7 protein-coding genes are annotated in these 16977 nt (G+C 56.0%); 3 read left to right on the top strand and 4 right to left on the bottom strand.

Features of this window, described 5'->3' with window-relative positions:
* Window positions 1-8 precede the first annotated feature (8 nt).
* Window positions 9-4220, top strand: a complete 4212-nt coding sequence (locus OZ911_RS16680; protein WP_012314168.1) for a DEAD/DEAH box helicase — start codon at window positions 9-11, stop codon at window positions 4218-4220.
* A gap of 62 nt (window positions 4221-4282) precedes the next feature.
* Here OZ911_RS16680 and OZ911_RS16675 read toward each other — a convergent pair whose 3' ends face one another.
* A complete protein-coding gene (locus tag OZ911_RS16675) occupies window positions 4283-5224 on the bottom strand; it encodes an SMEK domain-containing protein (protein WP_012314169.1) in 942 nt (313 codons plus the stop codon).
* 504 nt (window positions 5225-5728) lie between these two features.
* On the opposite strand from OZ911_RS16675, the gene OZ911_RS16670 reads away from it, so the two are divergent.
* On the top strand, window positions 5729-6649 hold the full coding sequence (locus OZ911_RS16670; RefSeq protein WP_012314170.1) for a hypothetical protein: 921 nt from the start codon (window positions 5729-5731) through the stop codon (window positions 6647-6649).
* 3 nt (window positions 6650-6652) lie between these two features.
* The gene (locus tag OZ911_RS16665; protein ID WP_012314171.1) at window positions 6653-10315 is read left to right on the top strand and encodes a DEAD/DEAH box helicase; all 3663 of its coding nucleotides are present in this window, start codon (window positions 6653-6655) and stop codon (window positions 10313-10315) included.
* A gap of 587 nt (window positions 10316-10902) precedes the next feature.
* Here the strand turns inward: OZ911_RS16665 and OZ911_RS16660 are convergent.
* From OZ911_RS16660 to OZ911_RS16650, 3 genes are all read right to left on the bottom strand, one after another.
* Window positions 10903-12864 (bottom strand): methyl-accepting chemotaxis protein, encoded by a 1962-nt coding sequence (locus OZ911_RS16660; RefSeq protein ID WP_012314172.1) that lies wholly within the window; start codon window positions 12862-12864, stop codon window positions 10903-10905.
* A 1168-nt stretch (window positions 12865-14032) separates the two neighbouring features.
* Window positions 14033-15424, bottom strand: a complete 1392-nt coding sequence (locus OZ911_RS16655) for an aspartate aminotransferase family protein (RefSeq protein ID WP_012314173.1) — start codon at window positions 15422-15424, stop codon at window positions 14033-14035.
* Between the two features lie 21 nt (window positions 15425-15445).
* Window positions 15446-16918: an NAD-dependent succinate-semialdehyde dehydrogenase gene (locus OZ911_RS16650; protein ID WP_102667722.1), complete on the bottom strand. Its 1473-nt coding sequence runs from the start codon at window positions 16916-16918 to the stop codon at window positions 15446-15448.
* Window positions 16919-16977: the final 59 nt, after the last annotated feature.

Below are 16977 nucleotides of genomic sequence, written 5' to 3'. Positions count from 1 at the left end.
AAACGCCAGTGCCTTATCTCAGTAAGCGGGTTATCAGCAACTATTTTCGTACCGATTGTCCGCGCCAGCTGGCGTTGATGCTCTATCCCCACAACAAACAGTACGAGCCTGCGCGCAGCGTGCTTGAAATGCCGCCCAAGGCGGTGGGGCGTACGGGCATGAACGCGCTGACTGAGGAGGGTGGGCGTTGGGAGCAGGCCAAGCTCCATGACCTCGAGGTAACCTTTGGTGGTAGGGCGGTGCTTGGTATAAAGACCAATAACGACTACCAAGACCAAAAACTGTCGACGGTCATCGCGCACGCATTGCCCGGTATGTTCCTCGTACGGCCGGAATTCCAGGTTGGTGAGACGTTTACGCGAGCGTTGACCATTGACGAGATGAGTGTCACTAACGAACTCGCCTTTGCAAACCTCATTCCCGATTTGATCCAGGTGATTGCACCGGAGGACATTGAGCGGATCGTTCACGCTGATGGCACCGTGCATCCTGCCGATGGTCGGGTAGGGCTTCGGGTCATTGACATCAAAATGACAGCCGAACCTAGTGCCTCGTATTTTGCCGAGATCACCTACTACTCGCTTGCGCTCGCCGGCTGGCTGCAGGATCAGGGATTCGCCGACCGATTCGCCGTGGTTGCCGAGGCGGCGATCTGGCCTGGTTCGCACGATGCGGCTGAGATCGTCAAGCTACAAGCGGCCAGGCGCGAGGAGGGTAGGCAAGCCTCGGATGCGGAGCTGCGAGCAGCTCTGCAACTGGACATCGAAACCCTGGAAATCGAAGTATTCGCTCCGCGGCTGCGTTACTTTTTCAACGTTGAACTGCGTACCGCCCTCCAGAGGCCTTGGCGCGGCCAGGACTATCACGTCAGTACCGCTTGCAGCGGCTGTGAATATTTGGGCTACAGCTGGAACCCGGATGTTGTGCCTCATGCTGAGCATTGCATACCGCGTGCAGCATCGGATGGTCACCTGAGCTCGATTGCTTTCTTGCCTCGGGGTGCACGACGGGCCTTGGGCGATCGTGCAGTGACCCAGGCAGAAACCTTGGCGGGCCTATCTGCTGATGATGAGGCGTTTGATTGTCACCCGCGGTTACGAGCGGCGCGCACGGTCGTGGCGGGCAGGGCACAGGCCCTCTCTACTAAAGTCAGCAGTATCCCTTCAGGCTCGGGTACCTCTGCAGTGCTGCCTAGCTGGTCGGACCTCAGCCTGTACCTCTCCGCAGACTTTGACGTCGGAAGTGGTTTGACGCTGGCGTTCGGCATAGGCGGTTTCTCCAGGATTAATGGCGAGACCGAGCGCGTCGATGCGCAGGTATTCGTGAATGACATTCGCAGCATTGAGAGCGAGCGCCGAGAGCTGCTGAACTTCCTGACTTACCTGAGCAAAGCGCTGAGCGCTGCGCTGAAGGCAGAGCCCAAGGCTACTGTCCAGATCTACCTCTGGGACTCGGTGACGTATGAGCACCTAATCCGGGTCATTGGCCGCAACTTGCAGTACATCATGGCCGATAGCAACCTTAAAAAGCTGGCCTGGCTGTTCCCTGGCGACGAGTTGATCGAAAACGCAAGCTACCGCTCCGCAAATGCGCCCATCACCATCGTGCGAAACGCGGTGCAAGCCTTGGTCGCGGCCCCGATTCCCCATTACTACTCGTTGTTGGCTCTGGCGCGCGAGTTCCGGCCGCCGATCAAGCCTGACCAAACACCCTTCGAGTTCCGAGTTCCCACCATTTTCGAGGATCCCTTATCCGACCAAGTGCCGTCAGAGCGGGCTCATGAAATTTGGACCCGGATGGGTGCCCCCCGCCCTTGGAGTCAGCAGGTCACCCAGCTCAGATCGACGGTCATTACCAAGTTGCGCGCGACGGCGTCGATTGTTAATCGCTTGCGCGTGGAGCTAAAAGGTGCTCTGCGCAGCCGATCGCCGAAGATCGCCGATATCAAAGCACCGTCTATGTTGGACAAGGTCAGCGCGGATGGGCAGGTCTGGTTTGCTTACGCCAAACTGAACGCTCAGGTGGCGGCACTTGAACAAACCATCACCATGGCCACTCCGGTACACGAGCGCGAGGCGCGCTACCTGGCGGCCCGACTCGAGCGCGAGCTGGTGGGGACTGAGGCTCATCAGGCAGCAATGTCGCTGGGGGTCGCTCAAGCGCCCGGCGTTCGGATTTATCGGCTTGGTCAGCATTCTCGGGAAGCGAAGTTCGAACCGGGCGACTTCCTCTGCGCTCTGTCGCCGGCGTCCATGGGCGATTTTCATATGAAGCGGGTGGGTGATGTGACCGGCGGTCAACCGTTGCCACCCGGGATCAAGCTGAACCCGTACGGTTACGCAACATCGTTAACCCGAACCAAGATTCTGGCGATTGACCGTGACAAGCGTTGTATTGCAGTGTATCTGGACCCGGAGGTTGATGATTTTCTGCGCTCGATCGAACCGAATCTAGATTTGAGTCGAGACGTGGTGTTGGACAAGTTGGTGACCGACTACTTGACCAAACGCTTGGAAACGGCACTGAAGGCAATTGGTAATCCCCCGCTCGCCGTAAAGGCGGGAATCTCGACTTTGCAGGTACTGGGCAAGCCGGCCGTCAAGAAAGTCAGCGCTTCGGTCCCGGTCGAAGAGGTGTTGTGGAATACCGCAACGCTGGCACATACCCCGACGGAGCGAAGCGTAACCAGGATTCGACCGCGCCTCGAAGGCTATGGCGTCAGATTGAATGACAGCCAGTGGGTTGCCCTGCGTCAGGCGGTGGAGCAGCGCCTGGCATTAATCTGGGGGCCTCCGGGTACTGGAAAGTCCGAGACGTTGCGGGCGATTCTGCTCGGACTGCTAGTGGACTCGCAGCAAACGGAGAATCCAATACGTATTCTGGTCACCAGCAATACCTACGATGCCACCGACAACGTCGTGGTGAAGGGTTTCAAAAGGATCTTGGAGTTAGGGGCGCAAGAGACCGGGGCGGTGCAGTTGGTACGCTTGCGTTCTGGTGCTAAGGCGGCGTCGAAGGAGCTGGCAGCGGAGATTGATCTGCTGAATGATCCTATGGATCCCAAAGTTCGCGAGTTGCATGCGACGCTGCGAGCGAAACTCTGCAGTGTCATCGTGTCGGCACCGCCGCAGCAGGTCACCAAGTTCGCGGCTGTCAACAACAATGCGGCAGAACCATTGTTTGATGTTGTGTTGATCGATGAAGCTTCGCAAATGGATATGGCGAATGCAGTCCTCGCCCTGGCTCCCATTGCATCCAATGGCGCCGTGATTGTAGTGGGTGACCCTAAGCAATTGCCGCCTATTCAGCAAGTTGAACCGCCCGTTGGTCTCGAGAAACTGGTGGGTTCGATTTATGACTTTGTGGCTGATCATCGCGGTGTTAAACCGGCCAGTCTGTTGGAAAACTACCGTTCCAATGCGGCCATTGTGGGGTTCAGCCGCTTTGCGGGGTACCCGGCAGAATTGAATGCATTCTTCCCTGATTTGCGGATCGCAACAGACGTACCGCTACCGAAGGTGCGCCCCCAGGATTGGCCACCCAGTATTGAGTTCGCCGAAGAATTGTCGATGCTGCTGGATCCGGCGCAACCTATTTCCGCATTTATTTACCCTGAGGGTAGAAGCAGTCAATGGAACGACTTCGAGGCGCAAACGGTCGCGGCAATGCTCGTGCTGCTGCGGCGGCATCTTATGAAGAATTTGGCCAACCTACCGGATGCAGTCGGGAACGATCTGCATGATGCGGAAAGTTTTTGGAAGAGCGGCGTCGGCGTGGTCACGCCACACCGAGCACATAAGGCACTGGTGGTATCTCGTTTGCAGGCATTATTCGGACCAATGGGTGACGACGCTCAGTTGATTCGTGATGCCGTGAACACCGTCGAACGTTTTCAAGGCCAGCAGCGAGATGTCATCATTGCCAGCTATGCATTGGGAGACCCCGATGCCATTGCCGACGAAGACGAATTTCTACTGTCACTCAATCGCTTCAATGTTATGTCGTCCCGACCGCGAGCGAAGTTGATCGTACTGGCCAGTCAGGAGGTCATCAACCATCTGCCGGGTGATATCAAGATCATGCGCGACTCCAGATTGCTCAAGTACTTCGCCGAGACTTTCCTCGACAGCCGCGCGGACATGTCGATACCATTTAAAGAGGGCGAGGGGATCATCAACCGACGTCAAGGCTCGTTCCGCTGCAAGCAGCCTCAGTCGTAAGCTCACCAGGCAGGCGGATTCATGCTCCGCCTGCTGCCGCGGCATATGAGAAAGCGCTGAAGCTAGCCGACCGCAGGAAGTGCGGGATGATTGAACTGCGCCAGCAATACATTGAATTGAGCATTAATAGCATTACGCTGAGCATCAAATGCCGCGCCCGCCTGAGCCGTTGCGAACATGCATCGATTGGCGAAAGGGTCAATTTCGCCAGAGGCGACATGTTTACGGAAAAGCTGACGAAGCAGGCGCAATTGGTGGTAGATCGCTGCCAACTGACTAGCCATAATTTTGTCACTGTACGAAAATCTAGGCTTCGTAGATAGGGTGCCGCTGATATGGCCCGTGTTGATGGCCTCGATTAAATCAGTAATGGCATCTTGGAAAGCATTGAGGTTAACTTCCCATTGCCACGGGTCTTGCAGCGCAGGGCGATCCATCAAATTACGAAGCTTAAGAATAGCGTCTTCATCAGACATCTGCTCAACCGCTGAAGCATTCTGACAGTAAGTGATCTCACGCTTCATCACATCCACGATGGCTTGTAGGGCTGTCGTGGACTGTTTGGTGATGTCGTGGACCAGTGAAGCGAGATCAATGACGTCTGTTTTTCCATTAAAAGTAACAGTTGGTGGAACTGAGATTGTACTGTAAGTTCCAGTTCGCTTCCCAATAATAAGTACTTTTAGTGTCGAGTAGGTGCTGCCCAGCCCATGGTTGGCGAAATTATCTACGGTTTTCTGAATTTTTGCCGCCTGGCGTTGCGCTGTGACTTGAATCGCCAACTTGCGGTGAGGATCGCAAAGGTCAATGGCTGCGGCGTTAAGCCGGGTGTGGTTCGCATTCGTGAGCTGGTAGCCGTAGACCTGGTTAAGAAGCTGTTGGAAGAAATGTTCAGATGCAATGTGATGATCGAAAAAATGGACTTTTCCCAAGAGTTCTGCTTGTACACTGATTCTCGTCAGATTCTCAATGATGTACTTCATTAGTTTTTCATGGGCCAGCATGGAGCACCTAAGTCGTAGTGTTGAGAAACGCTCAGATTAACATCGCCCCGCTCTAGTGCACAGTCTTGATTGGAGCAATGCCGAATGGATCGTTCTAGATAATGCATGTGAGCGAAATTTTTAATGTGCGGGGAAGCCTTGTGTTCGAAAACTACGGCTAGTCATCGAGAGCTAGGTGTGCTTTCCATTTGGTTGTCAAGGATCGATAACCGGCTTATCACTCATCGTTGGCTGCTCAGACTGGCTTGAGCATATGCCTCGCCGGTGTAGTTTGGACAGACGTTCACCAGCTACTAGCAAGTCAGGACAAAGCGACCAGATCCGAGCGGAACAGCCGCTACGAAGCCCGGATCGACTCAATTGTGAACCACCGGGCTGCGCGACCTTCGATGACTGCTCGTTTGTTAGCTCATTTGCTGAGCAAAAAAATTCCCAATCTATGTACAATTTGGATCGGTAACATACGCGCCGCAAAGCCCATTCCGTTGCTCATGGAGAGAACAATTGCATACATACAAACTGCCCAAAAAGGTCCTCAAAAACTGGTTGGTCGGGTACCCGTCTACAAAGGGCAGCTATGGTCATTTGTTGCTTGAGCAGGTTGGAGCTAGCGACGCAGCGTTGGCAGCGGCATTTCGGCCATACTTTGAATCGGCACACCTGGACGCAAGAAAGCACTTTCACGAAGAAATTTGTATCGATTTACACCCTGATGCGGGGAGCGCCGGTTCTCACGCTACTTATCCCAAATGCTTGCCTATCGTTGCGCGAAGAGGGCTGTTCGGTGAGGTGATGGCGGGGATGCTTACTGAGCACTACACCTACGTCGGTAAACACGAATGGCAGGTCCCGATCTTCCTCTTTCGTCACCATGAGGACGCCAAACAGTATCTTTTTGCGCTGGCACGAGACGCTCAGCTTACGCGCCAGATGCTGGGTCGCCACGGATCAGACTTCCTGGCAATAGCCTTGGATGCTGACGGAAAGGTGAAGCGGTACCTTGCTGGTGAGGCTAAATGGCGAAAGACGCTTGGTAAAGCTGTCGTACAGAGCTTATTGAAAGACGCCGATGGCAAGGGAATTTGGTACCAGCTCAGTGAGCGCGACAAGAACATACCGCATGGAATGCGACAGCTTCAGAAATTGCTCAAGGAATCCGATCCGAAAAAGTTCCAGGCCGCTATTTTTTCGATCGATCAGGCCTTGCTGCTCAACAACGCAACCCCCATTCCACGAACAAATCTTGTCTTCATTTGTGGTAACGACTTCAAGGGCAGGGAGTCAGCGACCCCCATAATCGACTGGAAAAAAATGCCCAAAGACTATAAATCGGAGCACGATCTTCAGGTAGTCGAGCTGATTTTGTCGGGTGGAGGTGAGGACCTGATAGATATGATTTATGAGAGCCTTTGGAATGGGGTCTAAGGCATGACTGATTTTGAGGAAAAACGACTAAATCTTGCGGAGCAAGTACGCCTCGGTATAGCGAGCGAAAACCGTCTCCACCCTGAGCATGCTCGGGCTTTCGTTCGTGGGTTACAAACGACTTGGCGTGTACCGCCCATTCAGTGGCATGAGGGCGAGTCGGAAAAGCTAATCCATGACGCAAATAGGCTGATACACGCCGCCGAGATTTGTCGCGAACTGGATGGACCAGAATCAGAATCTGCCAAAGATTGCTTTCGTAGAGCCGCTGAACTACTTGAATGGCTCACACGGATGCAGGAGGAGCCTTCAAGCTTTGCTCCTGCAGGGCTGCTGGCTGCTGCGGCATTTCAGCTCGGGGGGCTGCCAGCGATGGCAACGGCCCTTTTAGGGCAGTTGGAGATTGCTGATGATGGCACTCGGTTACTTTCGAAGTTTCTTAGCGGAGATTTTAATGGGGTTGTTGAGGGGGCTTTAGCTTTCTGGCGGCAGAATCCCCACTTGACAGAGCGTGAATCTTCTATGCGGTTGTTAGCGGATAGGGAACCAGCGGAAGCAGAGGCGTCAGGAGAACTTGGGACCTCCCGCGAAGCTGGAAGCCTTGAATGGTACTTTGTTGTGGAGCTGGTGCGCAGTTTGGGTGTCATAGCATCCTCGCTGATGCAAGGCGACAGCGGTCGCACGCAGCAGGGCCTTCGAAAGTTAAAGGCGCTCGACAAAATGGCTACCCGAGCATATGGCGATGAGCTCTCTATGCTCATTTCGCTATTGGCAACCGTCGCCGAAAGCTACAGCTCTTCGAGCATTTATGGCCCAATTTTGCAGCTGGCCGAGATTAAGCCGGAGCGAGTGGATCGCCTGCGCAGATTTGCTCGTGACCAGTTCGGACGGGGGCGCGGCATCCTGTGGCCTTCCCAGATCCGCGGATTGGAGCGTTTGCTCAATTCTGCCTCGTTCGCCCTCTGTACTCCGACAGGCTCAGGGAAGACGTTGGTGGCCAACCTTGCGCTGGTTAAAGAACTGATGCTTGCGCCGGACGATCAGTCTGGGCCGCTTGCCCTCTATCTGGTGCCTTCCAGAGCTCTAGCGGGAGAGGTGGAAGCCAAGCTAGTCAGTGAGCTGGGTAGTGATCTTGTTGTTACAGGTCTTTATGGTGGTTCCGATTGGGGGATTACTGATTACTGGTTGAGGGCCGACAAGCCAACAGTCCTGATCGCCACAGTCGAGAAGGCTGACGCCATAATGCGCTATGTCGGCCCATTGATCGTTGCTCGCCTGCGGCTTCTGATTGTTGATGAGGCACATCAGGTCGTAGTCGCTGATCGCGATAGAGCAGAGGTGGACTTCGCGGAACATAGCAGTCGCACGTTGCGTCTAGAGAGTTTTGTTTCGCGACTGTTAGCTCGAGCGCCGAAAATTGCGCGCGTTGCTCTGACTGCTGTCGCCGGCGGGGCAGCAACGCCTGTCGCCTGTTGGGTTGAAGGAGTAAGGGAAGCTGAGCCTATTGGCGCAAACTACAGAAGTACGCGACAACTCATAGGAACGCTCGCTGCAACTTCGGGCGAAGCGGGGCAGATGAGCTTCGACTTGCTGAACGGGGCAGAACTCCAGGTTCGAGGTCGAGATGAGTCAGTTTACATTCCACTGCGCATAGCCCCGATGCCGCAGTTGCCAGCGACGATGCGTAACAGCATCGCTCGCTATAACGAAGTGAATGTCTTGTGGACCGCAATGCATTTGGTGGAGGGAGATCGTCGCGTCTTGATTTCCATAGCCCAGCAGCCTGAACTGACAATGAAGTGGTTTAAGGAAGCACTTGAGTTACCTCAATGGCGTGATGCCTGTCGATTCTCGGGCCCGACAGACCCTGAAGCAATCCTTCTATTTAAAGCAGCCAGAGCAAGCTGCGTGGATTACTGTGGCAAAACATCCTATGAGGTCTCATTGCTGGATCATGGCATTGCTACAAGCCACGGTCAGATGCCTCAGCGCCTTCGAAGACTGATGACGGCCCTTATCGATCGCAGGATCTGTACGATTACAGTTGCTACTGCAACCCTGACGGAAGGCGTTAATCTGCCGTTCGATCTTATTCTAGTTCCATCGATAACGCGGCGATCGTTTGACCCGACCAAAAACCAATCCAAAGTTAACCCCTTATCTGCGGCAGAATTTAGAAATCTCGCCGGCCGCGCCGGCCGACCAGGAGCATCTCAAGGTCAGGAGGGTATAACGCTTGTGGCGCTACCCACCAAGCCGTCAACGACAGCATCAGGGCAGATCCGAACTCAGCTGGGGCAGATAAAGGAGTTGCGAAAGCACTATAATGATTTGCTGGATAGACTCCGCTCAGAAGAGAAGGAGCGCAATGAGGTGCTGAGTCCTCTGACGTTGTTACTGGAGGCGATTCGGGAAAAAGCGCAAACTTTGCTTGGAGTTGATGAGGAGTACTTCCTGGACTGGCTCGAAGAGACGGCGCCTGACGATATCAGCGTAAAGGCTGGTTTAGTTGATGCTGATGATGAGTCTAGGCTTGCGGATTCTCTAGATGAGCTTGATGGCGTATTGCTGACGGCTATAGAAGAGCTGGCAACAGTTGGGGCGCGGGTGGACTCTCCTGCCAAGACAGAAGCTTTGCTTAAAAAAGTATGGAAGTACACGTTCAGCAAGGTTGTGAGCGCTGAAGAAGCTTGGCTAGAGCGGGCATTCGTACGACGTGGGCAAGGTATTGTTGGCACGCTATATAGCGATACCGATGAAAGGCGACGTCTATATCAGTATGGCTTCACTCCGTACGTGGGTCGAAGGTTTGAACGCATTGCGCCGAAAATTAGTGAGATACTGAAGATGGCGCAGGGCTATGGCTCCTCCGGTCCAAAGCAGCGTCTTGATCTCTTTAAGCGCTTGGGGCTTTTAGTATCCAAGGATCCTGGGTTTGGCTTCCGGGTACGTTCCAGTGTGGCCGATCAAGGACTACTCAAAAGCTGGAAGTCTCTGCTTGCGTGGTGGATGTGCGCGCCAGATGCAAAGGTACCATCTGCTGAGAACCTACGATCGTGGCAGCGTTTTGTATCGGATAACTTGGAGTTTCGACTAGGGGTTGCGATAGGCGCCGTAGTAGCGCGTGCATGGTCCGAGGGTGCCGACGATCCGAGCTCCGTCCCGTCTCTAAAAGAGTGGAAAGAGATCACGGGACTGCCGTGGTTCGGTTTCTGGGCTAGAGAGATGTTGCGATGGGGAACACTTGAGCCGTTCGTCGCGTTCGCTCTAGCGCAGGGTCTAGCGGGTACGCGCGATGAGGCTCAGGTTCTTCGACAAGAATTCAAAAACTGGATGGAGGAAAATTATACGGATATCGAGTCGGAAGACTGGATTGACCCTCAGTACTTTCTACAGTGGCAGCAGAGCTTACCGTTGTCCATGAAAGAGTCCTCTCAGCCTCAGAAACTAGGGGCCCAATTAACTGGGACCGACGGCCACAAAGGCCTTTATAGGGTGTTGCCATTGCCAAACCGTGAGGAAATAATCTGGCTCGATGCCTCTGGATTTGAATTGGCTAGGAGTACGACGCGTGAGGACATAGCTGGTATTTCGTATCGCGATGATTACGAGCTGAAAGTTTCACGAGGTATGAGTTACGTGCGTCGAGTTTTCCGAAGCTCCTGACATGCCCAATGCTGCTAATTGATCACTTTGATGGTTGCCGTCTGAACTCTGTGCGTGGGGGTTGGATTTCAAGGCAAATGCTGATGTGCTGGTGATGCGATCCCGCGCCGAGTACGTGAGGGTGCAGCGGGATGAACGCCGGCTGAATAGCCGCGGTTTTCTGATTGTGCAGCCGAATCTTTTTGTGGACGGGGTTGGCATTGAGGCTGTAGACCAAGGCGATGTCTGAACGACCTGGGCTTTGAGATTTGCTGTAGGTGCGGCGCTAAGGTGGCACGGGAAATCCGCTTGATGGGCCAGAAATGGTGTCCACTTAATTAGGTGGACACCATGGCCTTCGGCGGTCGCGACAGGAAGATGTGTTGGCCGGACGGATACGCTTATCACTCTTCGTTGGCTGCTGGGGCTAGCTTCAGCATAACTGCCGCCAGCCCTTGGGACCTAGGCACGACTCACTCAGAAACCAGGGGCGCTCTGGTTTCTGAATGTTCAATGCGCCTCACTCCAGGACCGACTAATAGCCGTAAACAGCCAGGGGCTTCGAACCGCTGGATATGAATGCTTGCACACCGGGTGACTTCCTTGCGTCAAGCCAGCCTGAAACGGCTGACCAGCACCTGCTGATGCTCGGCGAGTCGCGCCAGTTCCTGGCTGGTGACAGCAGTCTGCTGTGCGCCGGCGCTGACCTGGATCACCAGGTCGTTGATGCCCGTGACGTTACGGTTAATATCTTCGGATACGGCGCTCTGTTCCTCGGCGGCTGACGCGATCTGAATGTTTCGGTCGTTGATGCTCGCGACACCTTCGTTTATCGCAGCAAGCAGTTCACCGGCACGGCCGATTCGGCGGGCTCCGTCCTGAGCCTTGGCCAGGGTCACGTGCATGGACGTGCTCGCTCGGTCGGACCCGGCTTGCAGGTTGCTGATCATTTGCTGGATGCTGCCGGTCGATTCTTGAGTCTTCTGGGCCAGGGTGCGCACTTCCGATGCGACAACGGCGAAGCCTCGGCCATGGTCACCGGCGCGCGCCGCCTCGATGGCCGCATTCAAGGCCAGCAGGTTGGTTTGCTCGGCAATGTCCCGAATGACATCCAGTACCGAGGAAATCGTATCGCTCTCCTGTTTCAGTTCGCCGAGGATGGTCGCGGTATGCTGCGCTTGTGCCGACAACTCACGAATCAATCCTACGGTGCTTTCGATCTCGCTGCGTCCCTGGGCCGTACTAGCATGAATTTGTTGCGACAGGTTCGCAGCAGCGCTAGTGCTCTGGGCCACTTCACGTACTGTGGCGCTCATCTCGTTGATGGCGGTCGCCACCAGTTCGGTGCTCTGACGCTGTTGCTCGACGCTGCGGCTGGTCTGCAGGGTGACCGCAGAGGACTCATCGGCAGCAGTGGCCACTTGAGCGGTCGCGTGACCGATCTCCTGGATGATGTCGGTGATTTCGTGGGCCATGCGGTTGAGGTTGTCAGCGATATGGCCAAACTCATCCTGGCTGCGATAGCGAGTCCTGGCGGTGAGGTCACGTTCGGCAAGGCTTGCCAGTACAGCATTGATGTCCCGTACGGCCCCGCCGATCGTGCGGATGATACGCCACGAGAACAGCCCGGCTAGCAGCACTGCCGCCAGTGTACCGGCAAGCGTCAGCCACAATGCGCGCTTGGCATGCTGGAGCGCCTGGTTGGCCAATGCGGCGACATTGGCCGCCAATGCATGTTCCACCGTGCTCATCTGGTCGATGCGTCGGGTCGAGGTTTCAAACCAGCTGTCGGGCTTGATGCCGAGGGGTTGACCCAGCGGTGTCTCGATGGCCACCCGCTGTAAGCGAGCTACTTCAAGGGCATCGGCTGTGTGCAGAACCGTCTCGAACTGCTTCAGGGAGGCTGCGGATGCTTGGCGACGGAAGCCGTCGGCATAGGCGGAGAACTCTCCCAGGTTGCGACTGAAACGGGACAAAAGCACTTCATTGAAATGGTCCTGGCTGAACACGATGCCAAGCAGCGCACGTTCCCGACCGGCGCGCTCCTTCAGTTCGATGAACTGGTTGAGTGCTGCGAGGGCATGCACGACGGCAATATCATTGACTTGGTTCTCCAGTGCCTGGGTAAAGCTGATCAATTGCTGGATCATGTTCGTGTAGCGGGTGCCGGATTCGCTACTATCGATCGCCAGTCGATCTATCTGTTCGCGGGTGTCGGCCAGGTGCTCGATAGCCGCAAGTAACTTCTCGTTATCATCCTGTTTTGCGTCGGGCAGGCGGCGCACAGCAGCAATGGCCTGGTCACTGTTCTTGCGCAGTTGTTGCAGGCGATCCTGCAGGCTGGTGCCGCGGCTACCAATGAAGATGCCACTGGCTCCCCGTTCGCGCTGCAGGGCGGTAATCAATTGACTCAGGCCATCGACAGTACTGCTCGCGCTGACGGTGGACTGCATGTCGCGCACGGCACGGTAGTTGTCAGTGGCATACAGGCTGGAGAGACACAGGAACCCCAGGAGTGGAAAGATCAATATCAGCAACAGCTTCAGGCGAAGGGGGGCATTGGACAGCATGCTTATGGCCTCAAAAAGAAGGAGAGCTATTCAGTAGGCATCTGAGCGTTCGGTCTCATACAAAGAACGTCTGCCTGGACAGCAACTGATGCCCGGTCGCGAGACCACTACTGGCCCTCCAATGGGGGACTGGCGGGAGTCCGGGACGCCGCTCGCAGCTACCAGTTCAGTGATGCAGGCCAGCCCGCAGGCGTTGGTCAAGGGACGCCCATGTCATGTCGGGGACCTAACTCACCTCTGCAAATACCTCGCCACCGATAAGCGTCAGCAGTGGGTCGGAGCTAACCGTGAGACCGATCATTGATCGAGTTGAAATGGTCGAGGTCCAGCAACATCGAATCGCCTCTGATTTCGCCATGACCCTTCAATTTTGTGCGACCTACAAATTCCCCTCAGGAGTCGCGCCAAGGATTGGCTGCGAAGTGCACGTTCGGATATGCACATCAAGCTGACTGATCTGGGCTGTTCGACGATGGTCGGCCCCCAGCCTTACGAGAAGCGGCTATGTGGCTACTTGTAGAAGCCTCAATATCACTCGACGAGGTCATCCACGATCTTGTGTGGAGGCCAAGTAGCGTCGTGCGATTCGATATGGCGAGCTCGTTCGCACCACAAACAGTGCACGCCGATAGGGGCAATATGTTCGCCTACGCGATGTGCAATGCCGGAGAGCGATCATTCGTCATCAGTTGGTGCTGTTCCGATTGGATGGAACGTGTTGCTGGCGAAAAGAGAGAATCGGAAAAGCTCGCTTGGTCCCTAAAAAGGGGGGGGCGCTGCAGTTTTGTGCATCGATCAGAGCAGTTGCACCTTTGGGGCGCAATAGGCTGGTGTATGTCTAACTCTTAGGCTCCCACGATCGGAGGCCGAGAGGCACTCGCCATCTAGGTAGTTACGCTGCAACTGAAATTTGAATGGCCTAGCCAATCTGGTCATAAGTCGGAGGGTGATAGCTTCATCTGGATTGCGCTTGCATTCGAGGAGCATGGTTCGGCGCGGCTTTTGCGCTGATGTGAGCGACGAAGAAATTCGCTGCATTCTTCGTCGCTCACATCGATCAGAGCAGTGGCTCAGTCAGTTGTCATACCATTGCTTCAGGCATTACTGATGCTACGAGCGGTGTTTGAGAAGCGCCACACCAGGTCAGACTATTCTGATCACATCAAGGTCAAATCTTGAGCTCGCCCATAACACTTAAGACTGCACGGTGAGCAATGTCGATTATCCGGTCGACTTCTTCTCGGGTGGTGACCAGTGGTGGTGCGAAGCCAAGGATTTCGCCATGCGGCATAGCACGGGCGATCAGACCGCGATCACGGGCCGCCTTGGAAATACGCGCACCGACTTTCAGCGACGGGTCCAGGCGCGTCTTGGTGAGCGGGTCGGCGACGAACTCTATGGCCGCCATCAAGCCCACGCCACGCACCTCACCCACGATCGGCAGCGCGCCGAAGGTTTCCTGCATGGACTTCTGGAAGTACTCGCCGACCCTTGCCGCGTTGCCCGGAATGTCTTCCTGCTCGACGATGTCCAGCACCGCATTGGCAGCTGCGACCCCGATGGGGTGACCGGAATAGGTGTAGCCGTGGGAGAACGCCCCCACTTTGTCCGCACCTTCCTCCATGACCTTGTAAACCTTCTCACCCACGATCGAGGCGGAGAGCGGCGCATAGGCTGAGGTCAGGCCCTTGGCTACCGTGATCAGGTCAGGCTCGATGTCGTACTTATCGCAGCCGAACATGGCGCCGGTACGGCCGAAGCCGGTGATGACTTCATCGGCAATCAGCAGGATGTCGTACTTTTTCAGGATCGGCTGAATGGCTGCCCAGTATCCAGCGGGTGGTGGGGTGATGCCGCCGGTACCCAGCACCGGCTCGGCAATGAATGCACCGATGGTGTCGGGGCCTTCGCGCAGGATCAGTTCCTCCAGCTCGTTAGCTCGACGCTGCGAGAACTGTTGTTCGGTCTCACCTGGTTCGGCACCCCAGTAGTAGTGCGCAGCGCCGGTTCGCAAGATACCGGAGACCGGCAGGTCCATGAAGTCGTGGTAGAACGACATACCGGTCATGGAGCCCGAAACGACTGAGCAGCCATGGTAACCGCGATCACGGGAAATGATCTTTTTCTTCTTCGGCAGACCACGCAGGTTGTTGTAGTACCAGACCAGCTTGGCTTGGGTTTCGTTGGCGTCGGAGCCCGACAGGCCGTAAAACACCTTGCTCATCTTGCCCGGGGCCATTTTTACCAGCCGATCGGACAGCCGCGCCAACTCGTCGGTGGTGTGCGCGGCATAGGTATGGTAGTACGCGAGCTTGTGGGCCTGGCGGGAGATGGCTTCGGCTACCTCGGTGCGGCCGTAGCCGACGTTCATGCAATACAAGCCGGCGAAGCCGTCGATGTACTCACGGCCGGTCGCGTCTGTGATGGTGATGCCTTTGCCGGTCTCGACGATTGTTGGGTCTCCCAGTTTCCCGGAAGCGAAGTCCTTCAGGTGGGTGAACGGGTGCAGTACCGCGCCACGATCCTGGGCCGAAACGAGGTCGATCTTTTGCTTATCCATGGTTGTTCTCCTGTTATTTGATCAAAGGCCGCCGACGCAGACGTATTTAAGTTCCATGTACTCGGCCAGGCCATGTTTGGAGCCTTCCCGGCCCAGGCCGGACTGTTTCCAGCCACCGAAAGGAATCGGTGCTCCGGTGAATTTCGCCGTGTTGAGCGCGACCATGCCGTACTCCAACTGCTCGGAGACGCGCGCCGCGCGCTTCAGATCATTGGTGTAGACATAAGCCGCCAGGCCGTACTCGGTTTCATTGGCGCGCTGAACGACCTCATGCTCGCTGTCGAACGGTAGGATCGCCGCGACCGGGCCGAAGGTTTCTTCAAACGCGATGTCCATTTCATCGGTGACATCCGCTAGCACGGTCGGCAGGACGAAACTGCTGCCCAGGTTGTGATCCAGGCCACCGCACATCAGCCGTGCGCCCAGCGAAATCGCATTGCCAATATGGTCACGGCATTTGTTGGCAACGCTGACACGCGTCATCGGGCCGATATCCACACCCTCTGCCAGGCCGTGACCGACACGCAGTGACTTGGCCAGCCGAGTGAACTCGGTGACGAAGGCGTCATAGTGGCTGCGCTGCACGTAGATGCGGTTGGCGGCCAGACAGTCCTGGCCAGAAGTGGCAAACTTGGCGGCGATGCACGCTGTGGCGGCTTCGTTCACGTCGGCGTCATCGAAGACAATGAAAGGCGCGTGCCCACCCAGTTCAAGCGAGACCTTTTTCACCGTGTCGGCGGACTGGCGCAGCAGAATCCGGCCGACTTCGGTAGAGCCAGTGAAGCTGAAGGCTCTCACCTCGGTGTGCTGAAGCAACTGCTTGGACAGTTTCGGCGCGTCGCCGGTGACCACCTGGAATACCCCGGCCGGGAGCCCGGCTTCTTCGGCGAGCCTCGCCAAGGCGAGCGCGGAAAGGGGCGTTTCTGGCGCCGGCTTGATGATCATCGGGCAGCCGGCTGCAAGTGCCGCGCCGGCTTTGCGGGTGATCATAGCGTTCGGAAAATTCCAAGGCGTGACTGCTGCAGTGACGCCAATGGGTTGCAGCCGGGTAGTGAGCTGACTACCCGGCAGATGGCTAGGGATCGATTCTGCGTAGCTGCGCTCGCCTTCTGCTGCGAACCACTCCAGGAAGTTGGCACCGTAGTCGATCTCACCGAGGGACTCGGCGTAGGGCTTGCCTTGCTCGGCCGACATGATGGTCGCAAGGTCCTGGCAATGCTCACGGGTCAGCGCTGCCCATTTGCGCAGCAGATTGCCGCGCTGAGCTGGCAGCAGTGCACGCCAACTGACGAAGGCTTCGCTGGCCGCCTCCACTGCACGGTCGATCCAGTGCTCGTCGCAATGGGCGACGTGGGCAATGACCTCGTCGGTAGCAGGATCGGTGACGGCCAAGTGTCCTTCGCCATGAATCCATTGCCCTGCTATGTAGGCACGCAGTTCCAGGAGATCTGGACGGCTCAACTGTTGTAACGCTGCCGTTGCACGATTTTTCATTATTTTTTGCCTCGGTTTTTCCGGCGTGAGGGTTTGCTCATGCGGCGAGCATTACGCGG

Source organism: Pseudomonas fortuita (genome assembly GCF_026898135.2).
GTDB classification, from domain to species: Bacteria; Pseudomonadota; Gammaproteobacteria; order Pseudomonadales; family Pseudomonadaceae; genus Aquipseudomonas; species Aquipseudomonas fortuita.
This window is presented reverse-complemented; position numbering and strand designations above follow the sequence as displayed.